At 40.3% G+C, this 15,354-nt stretch carries 18 protein-coding genes; 10 read left to right on the top strand and 8 right to left on the bottom strand.

Annotation, left to right across the window (positions count from 1 at the left end):
- Positions 1–32: 32 nt before the first annotated feature.
- Genes NSTCB13_RS20485 through NSTCB13_RS20475 form a run of 3 tightly spaced genes read right to left on the bottom strand, consistent with a single transcriptional unit; the run spans position 33 to position 675 of the window.
- On the bottom strand, positions 33–197 hold the full coding sequence (locus tag NSTCB13_RS20485; RefSeq protein WP_448267580.1) for a hypothetical protein: 165 nt from the start codon (positions 195–197) through the stop codon (positions 33–35).
- Complete coding sequence (locus NSTCB13_RS20480) at positions 185–454, bottom strand: PIN domain-containing protein (RefSeq protein WP_448267579.1); 270 nt, start codon at positions 452–454, stop codon at positions 185–187. The genes NSTCB13_RS20485 and NSTCB13_RS20480 overlap by 13 nt, the downstream gene beginning before the upstream one ends.
- The gene (locus NSTCB13_RS20475; RefSeq protein WP_448267578.1) at positions 451–675 is read right to left on the bottom strand and encodes a hypothetical protein; all 225 of its coding nucleotides are present in this window, start codon (positions 673–675) and stop codon (positions 451–453) included. The genes NSTCB13_RS20480 and NSTCB13_RS20475 overlap by 4 nt, the downstream gene beginning before the upstream one ends.
- A gap of 93 nt (positions 676–768) precedes the next feature.
- Between NSTCB13_RS20475 and NSTCB13_RS20470 the strand changes: the two genes are divergently transcribed.
- The 3 genes from NSTCB13_RS20470 to NSTCB13_RS20460 all read left to right on the top strand — a co-directional run bounded on the left by NSTCB13_RS20470 (position 769) and on the right by NSTCB13_RS20460 (position 2,174).
- Positions 769–1,371 carry a molybdenum cofactor guanylyltransferase gene (locus NSTCB13_RS20470; protein ID WP_448273657.1) on the top strand — a complete coding sequence of 201 codons (603 nt, stop codon included), beginning with the start codon at positions 769–771 and terminating at the stop codon, positions 1,369–1,371.
- A 175-nt stretch (positions 1,372–1,546) separates the two neighbouring features.
- Positions 1,547–1,672, top strand: a complete 126-nt coding sequence (locus tag NSTCB13_RS20465) for a phosphotransferase-like protein (RefSeq protein WP_448273656.1) — start codon at positions 1,547–1,549, stop codon at positions 1,670–1,672.
- Positions 1,644–2,174: a chloramphenicol phosphotransferase CPT family protein gene (locus tag NSTCB13_RS20460; protein WP_448273655.1), complete on the top strand. Its 531-nt coding sequence runs from the start codon at positions 1,644–1,646 to the stop codon at positions 2,172–2,174. The genes NSTCB13_RS20465 and NSTCB13_RS20460 overlap by 29 nt, the downstream gene beginning before the upstream one ends.
- 114 nt (positions 2,175–2,288) lie before the next feature.
- On the opposite strand, the gene NSTCB13_RS20455 is transcribed toward NSTCB13_RS20460, so the two are convergent.
- Complete coding sequence (locus tag NSTCB13_RS20455; protein ID WP_448267576.1) at positions 2,289–3,785, bottom strand: family 10 glycosylhydrolase; 1,497 nt, start codon at positions 3,783–3,785, stop codon at positions 2,289–2,291.
- 890 nt (positions 3,786–4,675) lie between these two features.
- On the opposite strand from NSTCB13_RS20455, the gene NSTCB13_RS20450 reads away from it, so the two are divergent.
- The 3 genes from NSTCB13_RS20450 to NSTCB13_RS20440 all read left to right on the top strand — a co-directional run bounded on the left by NSTCB13_RS20450 (position 4,676) and on the right by NSTCB13_RS20440 (position 7,225).
- Complete coding sequence (locus NSTCB13_RS20450) at positions 4,676–6,391, top strand: tyrosinase family protein (RefSeq protein WP_448273654.1); 1,716 nt, start codon at positions 4,676–4,678, stop codon at positions 6,389–6,391.
- A gap of 218 nt (positions 6,392–6,609) precedes the next feature.
- Positions 6,610–6,903, top strand: a complete 294-nt coding sequence (locus NSTCB13_RS20445) for a hypothetical protein (protein WP_448273653.1) — start codon at positions 6,610–6,612, stop codon at positions 6,901–6,903.
- Complete coding sequence (locus tag NSTCB13_RS20440; protein WP_448273652.1) at positions 6,884–7,225, top strand: hypothetical protein; 342 nt, start codon at positions 6,884–6,886, stop codon at positions 7,223–7,225. The genes NSTCB13_RS20445 and NSTCB13_RS20440 overlap by 20 nt, the downstream gene beginning before the upstream one ends.
- A 176-nt stretch (positions 7,226–7,401) precedes the next feature.
- Here the strand turns inward: NSTCB13_RS20440 and psb27 are convergent, their stop codons facing one another.
- Both psb27 and cofH read right to left on the bottom strand, forming a co-directional pair.
- Positions 7,402–7,806: a photosystem II protein Psb27 gene (gene psb27, locus NSTCB13_RS20435; RefSeq protein ID WP_335007745.1), complete on the bottom strand. Its 405-nt coding sequence runs from the start codon at positions 7,804–7,806 to the stop codon at positions 7,402–7,404.
- Positions 7,807–8,071: 265 nt separating this feature from the next.
- Positions 8,072–9,217, bottom strand: a complete 1,146-nt coding sequence (cofH, locus tag NSTCB13_RS20430; protein ID WP_448273651.1) for a 7,8-didemethyl-8-hydroxy-5-deazariboflavin synthase subunit CofH — start codon at positions 9,215–9,217, stop codon at positions 8,072–8,074.
- Between the two features lie 122 nt (positions 9,218–9,339).
- Between cofH and NSTCB13_RS20425 the strand changes: the two genes are divergently transcribed.
- Both NSTCB13_RS20425 and NSTCB13_RS20420 read left to right on the top strand, forming a co-directional pair.
- A complete protein-coding gene (locus NSTCB13_RS20425; protein ID WP_448273650.1) occupies positions 9,340–9,834 on the top strand; it encodes a helix-turn-helix domain-containing protein in 495 nt (164 codons plus the stop codon).
- Between the two features lie 41 nt (positions 9,835–9,875).
- Entirely contained in the window at positions 9,876–10,238 is a 363-nt protein-coding gene (locus NSTCB13_RS20420) for a transposase (protein WP_448273649.1), read from the top strand.
- Between the two features lie 380 nt (positions 10,239–10,618).
- On the opposite strand, the gene NSTCB13_RS20415 is transcribed toward NSTCB13_RS20420, so the two are convergent.
- Both NSTCB13_RS20415 and NSTCB13_RS20410 read right to left on the bottom strand, forming a co-directional pair.
- A complete protein-coding gene (locus NSTCB13_RS20415) occupies positions 10,619–11,788 on the bottom strand; it encodes a hypothetical protein (RefSeq protein ID WP_448273648.1) in 1,170 nt (389 codons plus the stop codon).
- 303 nt (positions 11,789–12,091) lie between these two features.
- Positions 12,092–12,283 carry a CbtB domain-containing protein gene (locus NSTCB13_RS20410; RefSeq protein WP_322670735.1) on the bottom strand — a complete coding sequence of 64 codons (192 nt, stop codon included), beginning with the start codon at positions 12,281–12,283 and terminating at the stop codon, positions 12,092–12,094.
- A 694-nt stretch (positions 12,284–12,977) separates the two neighbouring features.
- Between NSTCB13_RS20410 and NSTCB13_RS20405 the strand changes: the two genes are divergently transcribed.
- Complete coding sequence (locus NSTCB13_RS20405) at positions 12,978–14,003, top strand: multicopper oxidase domain-containing protein (RefSeq protein WP_448273647.1); 1,026 nt, start codon at positions 12,978–12,980, stop codon at positions 14,001–14,003.
- A 183-nt stretch (positions 14,004–14,186) separates the two neighbouring features.
- Complete coding sequence (locus NSTCB13_RS20400) at positions 14,187–15,224, top strand: helix-hairpin-helix domain-containing protein (protein WP_448273646.1); 1,038 nt, start codon at positions 14,187–14,189, stop codon at positions 15,222–15,224.
- Positions 15,225–15,354: the final 130 nt, after the last annotated feature.

Raw genomic sequence — 15,354 nt, 5'->3', positions numbered from 1 at the left:
GTTGCTCATTTGACCCCGTATAATGATGATGCCTAAACAGACCAAGGATTAACCATTACAAGCCCTATCCCAGCAAAATCTTTTTCGTTACGGGTGACAAGTGATAAAGAGTTATGAATTGCGATTGCTGCAATCAGAGAATCCATGAGAGGTAGAGGTCGCCCATTCTGTTCTAGTTGCCCAACTAAATTCCCCACAACACCATTGTTGAGATATCTATACTTAAGATTCTTTGTTGAAAGCGATTGGGTAGAGTTTGATTCAGCCAAGTTGTTAGAGATTCTTTGCACTTAGATGCAGTAATTTTGCTGATGCCTTTAGCGATTTCGCCAATTGTAATGACGCTGAGGTAAAGTGTTTCTGGCACTTGGGCATCTAGCCAATCTAAAACTTGTTGATGTGGTTGTTTGGCAACAAGTTCGGAAATTACGCAGGTATCAAGGAGGTAGGTCATAGGGTGAAGGCATCGCGGTGAAGGGTGCGATCTCGACTCAGGTCAAGTTCTTCGGTAAGTTCAGCTAAAGGGGATTGACGGAAAAACTCTGAGAGTTTGCTTGGTTGATCTGGGTGGGTGTCATTGTGTGTGGTCAGGCTTTGGGCAAGTATTTGGATGATGTACAGTTTATCGTTGGGGGAAAGCTGAAGGAGTTGTTGTTCAAGTTCTTGGATAGGCATGATGGGGTTTAAGTAGAAGATAAATTTATTCTACTTTCAGCGTCAGGGGTTAATTTAGTTTGACTCGTTTTTTACCCTCTGTTTTTTTGACGAATGACTATTAACTCATGTAGCAAATTAACAGCGATTGTGTTATCTGGAGGTAAGAGTTCTCGGATGGGTCAAGATAAAGCCTTGATTCCCATTCAAGGGATACCATTGTTGCAGCGAGTTTGTGGGATTGCTCAAAGCTGTGCTGATGTTGTTTATGTAGTAACTCCCTGGCCTGAACGCTATCAAGACTTGCTTTTGCCTGGTTGTCAATTTATCCGAGAAGTACCTTTATCTGGAGAATCTCTAGCCCACGGGCCTTTAGTTGGATTTGCTCAAGGACTAGCCGAAGTAGAGACAGAATGGGTACTGCTGCTAGCTTGCGATTTGCCGAGGTTGCGAGTTGAGGTGTTGCAAGATTGGGTAACTAGACTCGATCGCGTCGGGGATAATGCGATCGCAGCTTTAGCTTGTCATCCCAAAGGCTGGGAACCTCTGTGTGGTTTTTATCGCCGTCGCTGTTTGCCACAACTCCTAGAGTTTATCAACCAAGGGGGGCGATCGTTTCAGCAGTGGCTTCGGCAATATCCAGTAGAAGTTTTGCCCTTAGCAGAACCCAAAATGCTACTTAACTGTAATACACCAGAGGACTTAGCTTTAAATTGAGTTGGAGAGTGGGGACTTAATCGTGAACTGAACCTGCCGAAACTTTGGTAATCTACGCGCAGCGTCTTGATTCTGAATTAGGAATTCTGACTCCTGAATTCTTGCCTATTCAACGTTTTAGCCCTAACGTGGAACTGCTAACTATATGTATTAATTAAGGATGCGAGGAGGAATCATGGGGCAGACACAGGAGCTAGGACAAATTATCATCCTGAATGGTGTCCCGCGATCGGGAAAGTCGAGCATTGTCGCAGTGATTCAGGAGACATTTGATGGGTCTGTGGATGAATTTGGGTGTTGATAGATTTATGCAAATGACTCCCGCACGATACCTGCCTGGGATTGGTTTGCGGCCAGGGGGAGAACGCCAGGACATCGAACCCTTTGTTCCCATTCTTTACAGCGCCATGTATGAGTCTATCGCTGCCCACAGCCGCTTGGGTCTGAATGTCGTGGTTGATGTCGGACACCATGACGCCTACGCAATAAAGCGGGGTATTCTGGCTGATAGTGCCCGACGTTTGAAGGGATTGCCGGTTTTGTTCGTAGGCGTTCACTGCCCCATTGAGATCGTTATGGAACGACGACAAAACACGGGGTGGAATGTGGGAAGTACAGCTGACTCCCCCATACCACATCCGGTTCAGTTATGGCAACGTGAAGTCCACATCCCTGGCATTTATGACCTGGAAGTGGATACCTCTTTGTTAAGCCCAGGTGCGTGTGCTGAGATAATACGCCAGTACCTCGCAGATAGTCCAACACCGTCGGCATTCCAACGACTCGCTACACACTATACTTAACCTGTAGTTATAACTGTGTTAACTATATTTGGTATGAATTTGTAAAGTGTGTGATTCTATCAGTTAAAAGTTAAAAGGGAAATTCAATCCCTTTTTACTAATTTTGCAAGAAGTCTACTTAACTCGACAGAATTTGCGATCGCTATCACTCTGAGGATATTGCCAAGAATAGGCAAAGTGGCTAACTCCCTTCAGTTGGGGGGCAAATTGGCGGAGTGCCTGCATTTGCACCTCTAGGGATGGACGATTACTAACAGATTTTCCCCACTGACCGGCTAAAGCTGGGATTATCTGCGTACCCGGTTTTGCCATACTCAAAACCCGTTGCACTTGCGACACGATACAACTGACATTACCGCAATTTCCATAAGCCATAGGATGCCACTCTAATGTATTGGGAAACCGATCCCAAGGTTGCAAACGAGAATCATACCCTTGTCCAACAGTTTGGTTGCCATCAGGAAAAAACACCACTCCTGTAGAAACACCTTGCTGCTTTGCTGGGTAACTAGCGATGGTGACAAAATCTAGAATTCCTTGCATAGCGTGGGCAACGGCAAGCTGCCACAAGTCCCATTGTAAAATTCTTTGTCTATCGATTGCAGACAAGATTGACTTTTGCGCTAGTGGGATGCGTCCTTGCCAAAGAGGTTCACCTTCTTGAGGATAAAGTTTATCAACTTCAGCTACATCTCCCCCAGTGACAAATCCCTTGCTTAAAAAGCGACGAATCAAGTCGAGCGCTTTGTAATTCTGTGCCCGTTTAAATAAAGCTTCTTGGGTTGCGGGACTAAATAGCCATAAATCTGAAACTTTAGTGGCGATAGAATCACTTCCAGCTTGGCGAGGATAACGCACGTAATCCAATAGCAAGCCATCTGGACGACGGCGCAAAACTTCTTGTACCAATTGGTAGTAGTCGCGTTTTGCTTGCAGGTTGTAGGGGTCGATAAATAGTTGAGAGCCATTATCTACCACATATAAACTTGTTTGACCTTTGCCATTACGAGCGATCGCACTTTCTCTATCTGGACGCTGGGCGTAAGTATAGCCGAAATTTGTGGTAAACATCCAAGCATATACCTTTAAACCACGTTGCCGACCTTTTTTTATTGCCGTGGCGAGTATATCAATGTTTTCTGCCCCTGGAGTGCGAATCACAGCAGGCCAAACCGTCGGGTTAGCTCTTGCTGGTAATAGTACCTGCCCATCGTAAAATACTTCTATATAAACTTGGTTATAGCCGCCATTAACAATCCGATCCATAATTTGATCGATTATTCCTGGCTGAATGTCACAAGGATACAAGCGTAACCAAATGGCTTGGGTTTGCGGCCAAGTTCGAGAGCGACATTGCTTTAATTTCTGCGCCTGTTCTTGTATTATGCTTTGGTAGCGCGTTTGAGCATCTTGTTTGCCTTTGAGCGCTGACAAACGTAAGTTTTCTTTTTGTTGCGCCGCAGCTGATGATAACTGACAATACTCAGTTACTTGCGCTCTTGCTGGTTCGCTTCTCAAGTTGGGGAGCAACAAACTACTAGTAAAAACAACAGCGAATAAGCGCCGCCAAAATAATATCGATCTTGCAAAGTTCAAGGGACGGTTAGACATATCTAGCAGTAGATGGACACAATAATCATCGACCCCAACTTAGATAATTGTGGGCAATGTGTATCAAAATTTATAGTTCAGTAACAAGGATTTTGAAACCTACTTTTTCAAGACTCCTAAACAGGTATTTGTGTTGCCATTGGCTCTAGAAGGGTAGGTTTCGCCGCTTGGGGAACTCCAAATTGTGCAATCAACGCTACTTCTTCCTTGTCTTTTGGAAGGCTTACGCAAAATAGCTCTCAAACTCTATATTCCCCTGACTCCACCAAAGTTCTGGGTGAGGGAAGCTGCCACTCAGAGTTTTCTGTGCCTTAGAGCAGTTATTTCTCAAAAATAGGATGCAGCCGAAAGTTAACCATTCAATCTCCACCCACTATCAATCAATACAGTTCAGAATGAGCAAAAAAACCCAGATGTAGAGACGCGATTTATTGCGTCTTGAAAGACCAATTATCTACACCAATAACCCTTAATTCAAGCATATTGTACTATCAATACTGCTTAGGGTAAAGCATTTTTAACTTGGAATTTGGTTTAGGTTAAAGCTTTTTATTTCCCCTTTCACTTTTTCTCAAAAACTACGCAGTATTGACCCGCTATGTTTAGAAGTTTTAAGTATTTTGTTAAATAAAATAAACTCTGAACACAATAAATACATAATTCTTTTTTTCTGATTTAATTAAATATGACATGCTGTCATACTTAATATTAATGTATATTCCCGATTTAAAACTCACAAAAAAGTGCAGCATTTTTTCGACTAAACCTATCTCTAGGATCGATCAATTAGTAGCTTTTTGTTGTAAGAGGAATATTAGTATTCTGCCTAAGTAACAGCAGGAATAAAATACTTATTTTTTCTAGCTTAATCAACTCGAAAATATTTAAAAATGCGGAATATCTTAGATTATATCCGTATATTGCTGTGCTACTCAATCGCTCATAAAATTATGAAGAAATTACCGATCGCTTTGATTTTAGTAATATTTACTACTGTCAGCATCCTGTTAGGGCCAAGTAAAGCGTATGCCCAATCTTTCCAGCCAAATGTCCAAGGTGTGCAGAGCCAGATAAAATATACTCGCAGTAGTGTTTTTTCTGAAAAAGGTAAAAAGGATTTAAACTCATTGGCAAATGCGTTGGCACAAATGCGAGCTTTGGCTTGTCAAGATTCTAAAAGTTGGTATTACCAAGGTGCAATCCATTGGACTCCAGGTTTGAGTAATTTTCCCCAGAGTAACTCACTCTGTAACAAATATACTGAAGCTGCATTCAACGATCCACAGCAGCAACAAGAGGTACAAAAACTGTTAGAGGCTTGGCAACATTGTACTCATGGAAGATCCGATCAAAATTTAAACTTACCCATCGCTCAAATTGCTGGCAAGAATTTTTTACCTTGGCATCGACTTTACCTAGTTTACTTTGAGAAAATTGTTCGTAAACTTTCTAAAGATCCTCAATTTGCAATTCCATACTGGGACTACACTAGGGCAGATAAAAGAACCATGCCACCGGAATTTATCACATCTAGCTCTCTATATACAAACTTGAGAAATAGTGTCCTCAATTTTGTTGGTGGAGCGGTTGAACAAATCGAACAACAACAGATTAAGAAGGATAAAAACAAAGCATACAAAACTAATATTTTTAATCAATCGCCTCTCAATTTTAGTAATCAAATTGAGAACTCACCTCATGGTGAAATGCATGGTTACATAGGTGGTGATGTTGGTGATGCAGCCAATCCTATCTGGAATAATCAGCCTGCTCCCGCTCAAATCGGGCTAATGGGAGATGTTGGTACTGCTGGATTTGATACTATCTTTTGGATACATCATTCTAGCATCGATCGCTACTGGGAGTCTTGGCAAAAAGCACCAATAAACCCAGAACAAAAAGAAGCTAGACAAGCGAAACCGGAGGATTTGCCACTACCATCAAATTTAGCCCCAATCTATACCTTTGCTGATGAAGATGGTAATCTAGTAAGTCATAACACTCCCCAATCAGTTATTGATGCAATTTATAGTGTGGACTATAAATACGATCGGCTAGATCCAGATGCAAAAGTAGCACTTGTTAAAAGCGTTGCCATAAAACCAACAGAATTGAGGGCTAGACTAGCCTCACCCGTTTCTGTTCTGGCTGATGGGCAACAACTTCATCAGAGCTTAAATAAATTAACAGATGTGACTGTGCCATTATCTACTCCTCTGCAAAAGATTCCAGTATTATTAGATGCTCGGACTCTAACCGAATCTGTGGGACAGGAATTATATTTGTTGGAAGTTAAATTGTCTTTCACAGAAAAACCAATCGGCAACTATAACGTCTATGTCAATTTGCCCCGTACCAAGTCGATCTCTAGCATAATCAGCGATATAGATCGCTACTATGTTGGTTCTGTTAACTTCTTTGATGTGCATGGCGAAGATGCAAACAGTAAAACCTTTGTTTTTGATGTCACTAAAGAAGTTAATGCACAGTTATCTGAATTAAAAGAGCCTCAGACAGAAAATATAGAGGTAAAGTTTGTCTCAGATAGTACTGCTCGTTCGCAGGAAATTTACATTGAAAATATTACGCTACGCAAATTAGCGTAACTAAAATCTGACTTATATAAGTAGTTTGAAAGACTTTGAGTGAATTTAAGGCGATCGCGTTTATCTCGCTTCAATTATATGAGGTATGCGATCGCTTTCATCTATTTGTCACTAAGCTACTGAATTTGCCAACAACACCATTCTGTTATCTTTGCAGTAAAATTTAATAAATAGCAAATAATTATTGACAATAAATTTACATTATGTATAGGTAAATTATGACCAAGCTGATTTTTGCTCTGGTTTTAATCATATTTACTATTGGGAATATACTGAACTTAAATAATACATACGCACAGGTATCTGAAAATAACATTCGCCAAATTAATTGGAAAAATCAGGTTTTAGTGAATACCCAATCATCTTTTAATCTTGCAACTCAAGAGCAGCGGCAAGCAAAGTTTATTTCCTCTCAACAGGTTAAAACAAAGTTGACAGATGATCCATTGACACCAACGCAAGTAACTTTTCCCTTATCTACACCTCTGGAAATTGATACAGCTAGGGTCTGAGGAAGTTTATCTGCTGGAAATTCAAGTCGCTTATCAGGGTGAGCCAATAGGAAACTACAGCGTTTATCTTAATTTACCAAACCTGAAAGCGATCGCTGATATCGATACTTACTATATTGGTTCGGCTAATTTCTTTGAGCTACCAAGTCCAAACCAAGGTATAAAAAAGTTTAATTTTTATATTACACCTGAGTTGATTAAGCAGGTGCAAAAGCGCGTAAAACCATCAAAAATTCAAAATTTAACATTGACTTTCATTCGCGACCAAGGTCATTCAAGCACAGAGCTTGTTATCGATCGGGTTGCACTATCAAAATTATGAGCTGCTTGAGTCTGTGTGCAGCTCTGGCTACATAAACAAAATTGACAATTTTCAACTTGGACTCAGATCAACTCAAGAAAGTGGTAAAACTAATTCGTAATTCATATTTATAATCAGTGTTGGCTCTGTAGCCATTTTAATTACGAATTACAAACTACGAATTAGTAATTAAATAGTTAACCGCCACGCTTTAGCGCTGTCTCTACCTGCTGCAACTCTTTTTCTAGACGATTTTTGAGTTTTTCAGGTACAGGACGATTTGGGTAAGAACTGTAATGTCCAGCCAGAGAATTCAGGGCTGTTCGTATGGTTGTAAACGAGCCAAGACCAGAAACAGAGTTAACCCGCTGGTAGCGAGCTGAAAAGTCATTAATTTTTTGCCGCGCTTCTGCTTGAATTGCTGCCTTGTCTGGTGAATCTTGTGAAAGATCCAGAGCTTGTCTCATAATATTGACCACAGCTAAGGTGTCTTGACGATAATCCCCAGTCAAACTATCTGGACTGCCAGAACAACCCATTAAACCGATAGCTACAACCAAAACCAGCGCAAGCAAACGCGACCAATAGCGTTTCATCTGCATAAGTAAAACAATACGTAAATCAACGTCCATCCTATCTTGGATTGGTAACTTGGGGATCAATTGAGTGGGGAATGGGGGGTGGAGGGGGAGCAGGGGGAGCAGCACTTCGACTACGCTCAGTGACCGAGGAGCAGGGGGAGCAGGGGGAGCAGGGGGAGCAGCACTTCGACTACGCTCAGTGACCGAGGAGCAGGGGAGCAGGGGAAGCAGGGGAGCAGGGGGAGAATAAAAATTACCTCTTTCCCCAATGCCCAATGCCCAATGCCTAACGACTAATAACTTTTTGATAAAGAGTATCTCGTTGTTGGTAAGGTCTTCCGAAAGAAGCGATCGCTGTTTGTAAGGTTTCCACTTCCATACATGTACCACCCAAAGCACCTGCCATTGTGGTAATGTGTTCCTCCATCAATGTGCCGCCGATATCGTTGCAACCCCAAGCTAAGGCTTCTGTCGCGCCTGCAAGCCCCAGTTTTACCCAACTCTGCTGATGGTTGGGAATCCAATTACCTAAGTAAATTCGCGCTACAGCCCCTAGCAGCAGGGCATCACTTAAAACTGGTTGATCGCGTCCGACACGGCGACGTAAGGATTTAGGCGCTTCTTGACCTACGAAGGGTAATAAAATAAACTCTGTAATCCTGGCTGGATATCCCCGATTGATGGCGGTTTTTTGGAGCGATCGCAATTTTTCTAAATGCCCGATTTGCTGTTCGTGGGTTTCAATATGCCCAGATAACATGGTGCTGGTGGTATGCAAGCCTAATTTGTGAGCGGTGCTGACAATTTCTAGCCAAGTGGCTGTGTCAATCTTCTCTGGACACAATATCCGCCTGACTTCATCATCTAATACTTCCGCTGCTGTTCCCGGCATTGAGCCAACACCAGCATCATGCAAAGCAGTAATCACCTCAGCATATTCCAGTCCGTCAAGTCTGGCAATAAATTGCACTTCCTGGGGAGAAAAAGCGTGTAAATGTATCTGGGGAAATTCCTGTTTAATGGTTTCTACGACTTTCAGGTAGTAGGGTAAAGATTTACCATTTATCAGTGCTTGTGGATTTAATCCCCCCTGCATACAGATTTCTGTTGCACCCCGTTTTACTGCATCTGTGGCTTTTTCCAAAATTTGCGCCGAATCTAACCAGTATGCATCGGTATCACCATCATCTCGACGGAATGCACAAAAACTACAGTGCTGCTCACAAATATTAGTAAAGTTAATATTACGGTTAATTATGTAGGTGACAGTATCGCCTGCTTGAGTGTGGCGGAGTGTATCGGATGTAGTACGTATTGCTGCGATCGCCTCTGGCTCTGTTTGTTGTAACAATACCACTCCCTCTTCGGGGGATAAGTCGTATCCCATCAAAGCACGTTCCAGAATTGTTTCAAACGCAATTTTTGTCAGCATTACTTTCTTAATTTCTCGGTAAATCTTAATTTTATGAGCTTGTAAATAATAAAATTCTACTTATACCAATTCTGTATGAAGATGCGCCAAAATATAAGATGGGTGCTTTTGGTGTAAGCGTTATGGGTATGAGATTACTGATTGAGATTAAAGAGAGCCAAGAAGAATTGGAAAAAGCCCTTAAATATGTCACACAAGCAAGTAGTAAAGAAAGACTACAGATGCTCTATTGGTTAAAAAGTGGACAAGTGACAAGTAGGCAAGCGATCGCAGAACGTCTAGGACGCGACCAAGCAACCATAACTCGTTGGATAAGAAAGTACAAAGATGGGGGACGACAAGGCTTACTGTCGATGAAATATGCGCCAGGTAAAGAGCCGATTGTTCAAGGGGAAAATTTAGAGCGTTTAAAACAAAGATTGTCTCAGCCACAAGGATTTCATAGCTATAGTCAAATTCAACAATGGCTCAATACCGAATTGGGACTCAACATAGCGTATAAAACTGTGTATCAGTTAGTTCGCTATCAACTCCAAGCCAAGCTGAAAGTTCCTCGTCCTCAAAGCACCAAACAGCACCCTTTAAGTCAGTCTCACTTTAAAAAAAACTTCCCCTAGCGCTGAAATTTTTGCAGTCAGAATTTGGAGACTCTAAGCGTGTGAGGTATCTATGTCAAGACGAAACTCGTTTAGGACTCAAAACAATTACCGGACGTTTGATTACTGCAAAAGGGATTAAACCTCTAGGGCACAGCCAGTGGCGGCGTGACAATTTTTATTTATACGGTGTCGTAGAACCCCTGAGTGGTTATAGCTTTTTCTACGAGTTTCCCTACCTCAATGCTGATTGTTTCCAGCACTTTTTGGAATTAGTGTCTGCTGAACTTGGTGATGATATTGCGGTTATCCAGTTTGATCGAGGGTCGTTTCATAAAGCAAAAACTCTTGATTGTCCTGATAACATTATCCCGATTTTTCAACCTCCGCACTCTCCAGAACTCAACCCAATTGAGCGGTTTTAGGAATTTCTCAAATCGAAACTCCAATGGCAAAACTGTAAAACCCTCGCACAATTACAGCTGAAGTTAACTGATGTCCTCAAAACGATTACACCTGAGATGATTGCTTCTGTGACTTCCTATGACTTTATCCTTGAAGCCTTATTTAGCGCAGCTTCATAAAGAATTGGTATTAATAAATATACTAATTTATTAAAAATCCCAAATTTGAACATAAGTTTTACCTTGAAAGCTGTTAAAAGAGCTTATCTTATCCCATAACACTACTTTTTATAGTTTATAAAACCCATTAATAAAAAAAATAGTTGTGATTCAACCACAACTATTTTAATAGATTAATTTACATCTTTGTATTAGCAGGAATCTTTAGTACAATGATATTACTAATTTGCCCTTACTTGTGGTTTTCGTCGATGTTGTATTAACAATCCAATCGCCATACCAATACCGACAAAGGCTGTAAAGTAAAATAAACCAATCAATCGGATGTAAATTGGTGGTGCGATCGCTTCAACTTCAACTTCCTGCGCTACCTTCACTGGTGTAAATTGACGGCTAGATCCTGGTAAAGGAGTTGCTTCCACCTCGATTTTGTGGGGTGAACCATCGAAAAATTGTTCAAGCCATGTTAACTTACCTTGTTCGTCAGGAATACCTTTGTAATCAAAGACTGTTAAATTGTGTTCTGTGGCGATCGCTTTTATCTGCAAAGCTACATCTGTTATCGGTTGTCCGGTTGTAGCATCTTTCACGTGTAACGCTAAATTCGCAAGTTTTCCGACAGTTGTGTTTTTATCTCCCTCTAGATTGATTTCTAATCCCTGAGATTTTTGAGATGATGGTGCGATCGTTTCAGTACTATTTGAGTGATGTTCGCTGCCATGAGCTTCTGCAACTTCTGCACTAATGTTGATAACTAATAAGGTTATTATAGCCACTACAGTCAATGCACTTAATAAAAGGCGGACTGACTGTGGTGCAATTTCTCCTTGTTGTAGTTCTCCTTGTCCGCCAATAACCCAACCACCCAACAATCCAAGTGATAGTAAAATAGCTGCGATTACAATAAAATATTCATATTTGATTGGATTTTCACGGACATTCAGATTTAAAGTTTGTTCATAAGCAGCAAAACTATTTGCTATCAAAGGTGACACTTTAACTAACAGTTGGTAATTTCCACGGATGGGTAACATCTGCTGAATTTCTAGTTTTCCATCAGGTGCAGTGGCATCCATTTCCAACAATTTTGTTCCCTCGACAATGGGAAAATCTGTTGTTAACCAAGGATTACGCGGTGGTGTCAGAATTTGTAAATTAATTTTGGCATTTGTTAAAGATTTACCCGCAGCATCAGCAGCTTGTAAAGTCAAAGTCACAGGAGATTGCGGTTTTTCTGCTTCTGCTTCAAAGGGAAGAATACGTTCTAAAGGTGGGTTGGTAGAAAGTAGGACTCTGGACGTAGGAATTTGGGAACTTCCCACAAAGGAATAAAGAACTGACAAAACAATGCAAACAGCGCTGATAACTCCAAAAAGCCGATATTTTTTCATAAAAACTTACGGTAAATGTGAAGCTTATGTATTTTCTGAAGTTAAACTTTCATAGCAATGGATGAAAGCTACTCCAGATTATTACTAAGTAAAAAATCCCAGTCAAAGAATTAGTCAGAAATCAGACATCATCTTAAATCAAGTTAAGGTGATGTAGAGATGATAAACCAAGCATCTCTACAAAACCTAAAAGTTATTTCCCAGCAAAAAACTGGCGCGAAATTTGCACTATTTTAGCGTCGTAACTTTGTTATGTGATGTAGCAAAGCTTCATGCACCTCAAAATCTTGGGATTATGATAATTTAGTGACATGCAACGCCTAATGTGTGGTGACGTGCTGAGTGTGCTGTATTATGAACCGCAGGATAGGTAGAGAACAAAACAGTCCAGATAACTAAAGAAGATAGCAGCATATAAAGTGTTACCTGCACAGGTTTAGATAAGGTAATACCTGCGGTCTTCTGCAACAGTGAAATATGAGAAAAACTAGTCATTTTTGACCTCCTAATAATAAATTTGGGTAATTCATCAATCAAAAGGCATAACGCCGCTTGATTGCAAAAAGATATACCATCAACTTTGTATTTGACAAGTGTGTATCAAATGTCTTATGTAATTCAACTTTAGTGAATACTATACTATCCTTTGACATCCTGCGATCGCGATGCAGAAATCTACACATAAAGTCCATACAAATAACAAAAGAATGACACATGATTTTGAGTGATGGCATTTTCAGCGCTGATAACACGAAGGTAACAGATAAAAATTAAAAATTCTCATATTACCAAGCATTCAAAATTCCTTGAATAAAGGTAACTTATGTTATCTCTAAACCAATTCAATAGACTACAGATTAGCAATAGTTTCTTGCTTGTGTCCATATTCAAGGTGCTATTATACTCATTGTTTATACTGGAAGTATTGCTGAAGCAATCAGCATATCAGGAATATGTATGAACCAGTTAGTTTTATCTAAATATTATTTATACATAAATAATCGTATAAATACAGTGAAAATCACGTAAATATTGCGAAAGTTTTTAGAGTTCATCTAGATTTAACAACTTAACTGGCAATTTAGAAGGACTTAAAAATTATTGACAATAATTATTAATTCCTCTAATATCTAAAAGCAATTGCAAATCTTTTGCAATTCTTTTTTATTGCTAACTGTAACTAAATGTCATGCCCAACAACTTCGCTCTAAGTAACGGAAAACCTTGGAGCCGCCGTCAATTATTGCAGCTGGGACTAGCAGGTGCTGGAATAACTGGTGCAGCTGGATTTTGGCAAATGCTAAATATACCAAGTAAGTCAATCGTGAAAGTGCCACCATTCGATAGGTCAGCACCAGACGATGTTACTAACCCAATGAAGATGTTGAGAGATTTTGATTATGGGACAGTAAAGCAAGAAAATGGGCGGACTATCCGGGAATTTCAGTTAACTGCTGGTTCTTCCATCATAAAACTCAATAGTGCTGTCTCTTATAACATCTGGGATTTAAACGGTCGCATACCAGGGCCAACGCTACGGGCAAAACAGGGCGATCGCATTCGGATACTATTTCTCAACAACGCTGGACATTCTCACTCTTTACATTTTCATGGCGTTCATCCAGCAGAAATGGATGGTGTTCGCCCAGTCAGCAATGGTAATGCCACAATCTACGAATTTGATGCTGAACCTTATGGCGTTCATTTATACCACTGCCATATTGAACCAGTGACTCGTCACATTGCTAAGGGACTGTACGGAATGTTTATCATCGATCCACCGACTCCCCGTCCTCCGGCTGATGAAATCGTACTAGTGATGGGTGGATATGACGTAAATGATGATAGCCATAACGATTATTACGCCTTCAACGGTCTGCCCCACTATTACATGCATAACCCCATTGGCATTTACAAAGATCAGTTGATTCGGCTGTATGTCCTCAACATCATTGAATACGATCCGGCAGTGACGTTTCATCTCCACGCCAACTTCTTTGATGTCTATCGCTACGGTATGACTATGACTCCTAGCGAGAAAGCAGATGTGATTACGATGGGTGTCGCAGAAAGGCACATTTTAGAATTTGCTTTTCGTTATCCAGGTAAGTATATGTTTCATCCCCATCAAGATGCGATCGCAGAAAACGGTTGCATGGGTCAATTTGAAGTACTTGCTGATAGTAACTCTCAAAATAATGTTAAACATTCTTGACAATATTCTTAGTAATTTGTAATCAATTCATTAAAATTTTAGCAAACTAGTTGATAAAAAATCTCATTATATGCAACAGTAAAATCTATGACAATCTGTCAAACAAACTACTTTCTAATAATAGTTTGAGTAATAGTTTGAAATGTTTCAATTAATACCTTTTAATTCGTGTGAGGAGCAAAGATGATAAAACTTCGTTATATCTGTTTAGCAGCAGCAACAGCGGTAATAGTTACCTTGAGTTCTTGTAGTAATACGCCAACCGCAGAAAATCCATCAGCACCAGTTGCTAGCACTCCAGCTACAGAGGCAGTAAGTAATAACAGTCATAGTGGTCACGGTAGCAAAGAAAAAATAAACATTAATAGCGCTATATTGTCAGAATTGGATAAATTTGAAGCTAAACTAGGTGTTCCGGCTTTATCCAACAAAATCCAGGCAGCTCGTCCCTACGGTAGCCCAGAAGATTTAGTTACTAAAAAAGTAATTACTCAAGAACAGTTCGACCAAATTAAAGACCAAGTTGGCGTTCAAGAAGTGGTACTTACAGGTGAGGCAAAAGATGTTGATTATATGTCTAAATTAGGCTTAATGAAAGGGCATCTTTTGGTAGCCAAAGAACTGCTAGATCAGAATCAGCCGAAACAGGCAGAACCTCATATTGGGCATCCAGTAGAAGAGATTTACGTTGACGTGGAAGATCAACTTAATGAACGCAAAGTCAAAGAATTTAAGACAACTTTGGTGAGTTTGCAAGATTTAGTGAAATCTAGTCCGAAGGATAGCAAAGTTAAAACTAATTTTACCTCTTCAATGCAAGCAGTTGATGGAGCGATCGCAGCTTTGCCAGAAGCTCAACGCTCAAAACCAGGATTTACACTACAGGTAATTAACGAACTACTAGATTCAGCCAACTCCGAATATGGCGCAGCGATCGCAAATGGTAAAGTAACCGCGCCAATTGAGTATCAAGACTCCCGTGGTTTTGTCTTTTACGCCAATGAATTATACAAAGGAATCTCTAGTCAAGTAGCTCAAGCAGATCCCGAAGCACACAAAGCGATCGATACTAGTTTTGCTGAACTAATAAAAGTTTGGCCCGCCGCTATTCCACCAGCAAAAGCAGTAAAAATTCCTAATGATGTTACCAAGCTAGTGAAAACCATTGAGGAAAACTCTCAAAAAGTAGTTGACAAATCCAATACCCAAGCACAACGATAACACTTTAATTTAATGGAAACTATAGGTTAAGGAGTTTAAAATAGTTAGGAGTTAAGAGTTATGAGTTATGAGTTATGAGTTATGAATCCCAAACTACTAACTCCTAACTTCTAACTCCTAACTAATTACA

The organism is Nostoc sp. DSM 114160 (genome assembly GCF_053470305.1).
Note: the sequence above shows the minus strand (reverse complement) of the source record. Positions and strands in the feature narration are given on the sequence as shown.